At 47.7% G+C, this 3353-nt stretch carries 5 protein-coding genes and 1 pseudogene; 1 reads left to right on the top strand and 5 read right to left on the bottom strand.

The window, feature by feature from the left end; genetic code table 11:
• A partial coding sequence (locus tag B2633_RS07335; RefSeq protein ID WP_483169949.1) for a class I tRNA ligase family protein occupies positions 1-512 on the bottom strand: 512 nt, incomplete at its 3' end.
• Positions 513-882: 370 nt separating this feature from the next.
• On the opposite strand from B2633_RS07335, the gene B2633_RS07330 reads away from it, so the two are divergent.
• Positions 883-1131: an AbrB/MazE/SpoVT family DNA-binding domain-containing protein gene (locus B2633_RS07330; protein ID WP_481043062.1), complete on the top strand. Its 249-nt coding sequence runs from the start codon at positions 883-885 to the stop codon at positions 1129-1131.
• Between the two features lie 7 nt (positions 1132-1138).
• Here B2633_RS07330 and rsmI read toward each other — a convergent pair whose 3' ends face one another.
• The 4 genes and pseudogenes from rsmI to ricT all read right to left on the bottom strand — a co-directional run.
• Entirely contained in the window at positions 1139-1966 is an 828-nt protein-coding gene (rsmI, locus tag B2633_RS07325; protein WP_483169948.1) for a 16S rRNA (cytidine(1402)-2'-O)-methyltransferase, read from the bottom strand.
• Positions 1967-1991: 25 nt separating this feature from the next.
• A complete protein-coding gene (locus B2633_RS07320) occupies positions 1992-2744 on the bottom strand; it encodes a tRNA1(Val) (adenine(37)-N6)-methyltransferase (RefSeq protein ID WP_483169947.1) in 753 nt (250 codons plus the stop codon).
• Positions 2741-3034, bottom strand: a complete 294-nt coding sequence (locus B2633_RS07315; RefSeq protein WP_481043060.1) for an initiation control protein YabA — start codon at positions 3032-3034, stop codon at positions 2741-2743. Before B2633_RS07315 ends, B2633_RS07320 begins: the two co-directional genes overlap by 4 nt.
• Before the next feature lie 28 nt (positions 3035-3062).
• Positions 3063-3353 (bottom strand): annotated as a pseudogene (gene ricT, locus B2633_RS07310) (competence/sporulation regulator complex protein RicT); the annotation flags it as partial.

Genomic DNA, 3353 nt, shown 5'->3' with positions numbered 1-3353 from the left:
CGCGGAGCATATTTGCCCATATTGAAGAAATAGCTCTCCTCCTGCAGCAGTTCCACGGCTCGTCCGCAGTCAGGACAATTCCCGTCCACCAGTTGTCTTTCCGTAAAAAAGGTTTCACAGGGGGTGCAATACCAGCCTTCGTACTTGGAAAGAAAAATATCGCCCTGGTCATAGACCTTTTGAAATATTTTTTGCACCACATCTTCATGCCGCTTTTCAGTAGTCCTGATGAAATCATTATGGGTGATAAGCATCGTATCCCATAAAGATTTGATGCTGGCCACGATTTCATCAACATAAGCTTGAGGCTCTTGGCCTTTTTCCTTGGAAACCTTCTCTATCTTCTGGCCGTGCTCATCCGTGCCGGTGAGATAAAATACTTCAAAACCTTGCATTCTTTTAAAGCGGGCTATACAATCAGCGGCCACGGTAGTATAAGCATGACCGATGTGAAGATTATCGCTGGGATAATAAATGGGGGTTGTAATATAGAAACGCTTCCGCTCTGACAACTTGGACCCTCCTGTCTGTTTATGCCTTCCCCAACCAGTATAAAGCAGTTTTCGCCAAATACAATGATTTTCCCGTTTTTTGCTAAACCTGCTTATACCGCAGTCTATCTCCTATAGTTTACCACACAATTTATAATGTTAATCCATCAGCGATTCTCTTGCGGGGTATCACTGCAGCAATAATACTACTACTTGCGAAATTAAAACCTCAGAAGGTCATTCGACATTTACCACATATTTATGCCCTATATCTAGCTAATCTGCCAGCAATATTACTAATTTTCACCATATTTCTTGACTATTTCTGCCAGCATTGGTATACTTTGTTTCGGAAGTTAATCGTAAAAACGAGGGAGGATTGCAGCATATGATGAAGTCAACCGGCGTAGTAAGAAAAGTGGATGAACTCGGTCGCATCGTGATACCTATCGAGTTAAGACGGACCATGGGGATAGAAGAGAAAGATGCTCTGGAGATCTACGTTGACAACGAAAAAATCATTCTCAAAAAATACGAGCCCGCCTGTATTTTCTGTGGTAATGCCGAAGAAGTAGCTAACTACAAAGGCAAGAACCTGTGCAGATCTTGCCTTTTGGAACTGGGTAAACAAGTAGGCTGATACATATTCACTGTTTATGGAGTTCGTAGTAATTATATATGTCTGATTTTTTCAAGCCGTATTCCCGCGCCTTCATCAAGAAGGCTTCTTTTTTTCCCATTCCCTGGTTTATCAATTCGTCCACTTCTAAACTGATCGTGTGAAGGTCGGCGGTTTTAACCGGTGGCCGGCAGCCTGCCACCACCAGGCAAAATTCCCCGCGGGGGACATTTTCGCTAAAGTGCTGCACAGCGGTTGAGATGCTCCCCCTCAAGATTTCTTCGTGTATTTTGGTGAGTTCCCGCGCAACTACCAAATCCCGGTCTCCCCATATTCCAAGCATGTCTTCAAGGGTATTCAAAAGACGGTGCGGCGCCTCGTAAAAAACCAGAGTGTTCTTTATGTGCGCCAGCTCGCTGAGGGCGGTTAAGCGCTGTCTGCTGCGGGCAGGCAGAAAGCCGCGGAAAAAAAAGCCTTCGGTTTCCATTCCGGACATGCTCAGGGCGGCGATGACGGCTGAAGGACCCGGCACAACTTCTATTTTGATCCCGGAAGCGATCGCCTTCTGAATCACGCCCAGGCCGGGGTCGGATATCCCAGGCATTCCGGCATCTGTAACCAGAGCTACTGTTTTGCCGCTTAACAATTCTGCTACTATATAATTCTCCTGTTTGGGTCCGCTATACTGATGATAGCTCACCAGCTTCTTCTTTATTTTATAGCGGTTTAAGAGTTTAATGGTGTGGCGGGTATCTTCACAGGCAATCAGGTCTACCCTGCGCAGGGTCTTTAGCAGGCGGATGCTTACATCCTCCAGATTGCCGATTGGTGTTCCGCATATGTACAGTATTCCCATGGAGATCTCACTTCCCCGGTCACTTCTATTTGATGCGGTGATTGTAAATCGATTCTACTTCCTGGCTGTAAATACCCGGAGCTTGATAGATTATAAGTGGCGGGTCTTCATGGTATAAGCAATCTTCTTCCCGCCGGCAGCTCTCTACCAGGACCAATTTGGCTTTATCAGCGGCAAAGGATTTCACCATTCTCAGGCGCGTAATTCTTAGCCCCCATTTGCCGCATTCCTTTCGGATTTCCTCCAGGCGTTCCGCTCTGTGGATCATGGCCAGGCGGCCCTCTTCTTTTAACAAATGTGCCGCTGCCGCTGTGATGTCGGCTAATTTAACCTCGATCTCGTGGCGGGCAATAGCCTCTTCCCGGTTTTGATTCAATTTGCCTTCGCCCGCTTTCCAAAAAGGCGGATTGCATATCACCAAATCAGCTTGCGATCCCGGCATATGCCCGGGTATGGCCTTGATATCCTGGCACTGTATGACGATGCGCTCCTCCAGCCTGTTGTACTTAACGCTTTGCCTGGCCCTTTCTACCATATCTGGCTGAATCTCTACACCGGTAATTTTCAAGGCGGGTTTCCGGTGGGATAACAGTAAGGGGATCACGCCGGTACCGGTTCCCAGGTCTATTGCCTGACGGACCTGATCTAAATCCGGGAAATGAGCCAATAAAACCGCATCAATAGAGAAGCGGTAGCCTCGTCGGGGCTGAATGATCTTTAACCCGCCTAAAATCAAATCGTCCCAAGATTCACTGGCTTCCTCACGGAATCCGATCATATCTCACCCCTGGCCAGCATAGCCGCACAGAATAAGCAGCCTTCGCTTCTTTCCTCGCCAAATGCCATGGGGCAAATATGGCGGCCATCCTGGTAAAATTTTTTGAGGCTATTTTCATATGGAATGTTATCCTCCGGACCGCAGCCCGCAGCATCAGTTCTTGCATCGAACTGACCTTCCCCCTCTAACGAGGCAGGCGCTTTCGCCGGCTGTTCTGTCAGGTCATTCCTTTTTTCATGAACTGCCATTTCCAGTAAGGCTACTCGTTCTTTTAATTCTCCTACCTCCAGAATGATATCCCGGAGAATGGTTTTTAACTCAGCGACTGTTCGGTCTATGGCTGCGGCCCTCCTGTGCTTTTATGTCGTACAGCTGCGATTCATATTTCAGGCAACACATCAATCGGCCACATATGCCTGATATCTTAGCGGGATTCAAAGATAAGTTCTGCTCCTTGGCCATTTTTATCGATACCGGCTCAAAATCCCCCAGGAAACTGCTGCAGCATAATTCCCGCCCGCAGGTCCCGATCCCGCCAAGCATTTTAGCTTCATCCCGCACCCCGATTTGCCGCAGTTCAATGCGGGTCTTGAAGATAGCCGCCAAATC

It is taken from the genome of Syntrophomonas sp. UBA1041 (assembly GCF_002316705.1).
Lineage (GTDB): Bacteria > Bacillota > Syntrophomonadia > Syntrophomonadales > Syntrophomonadaceae > DTU019.
Note: the sequence above shows the minus strand (reverse complement) of the source record. Positions and strands in the feature narration are given on the sequence as shown.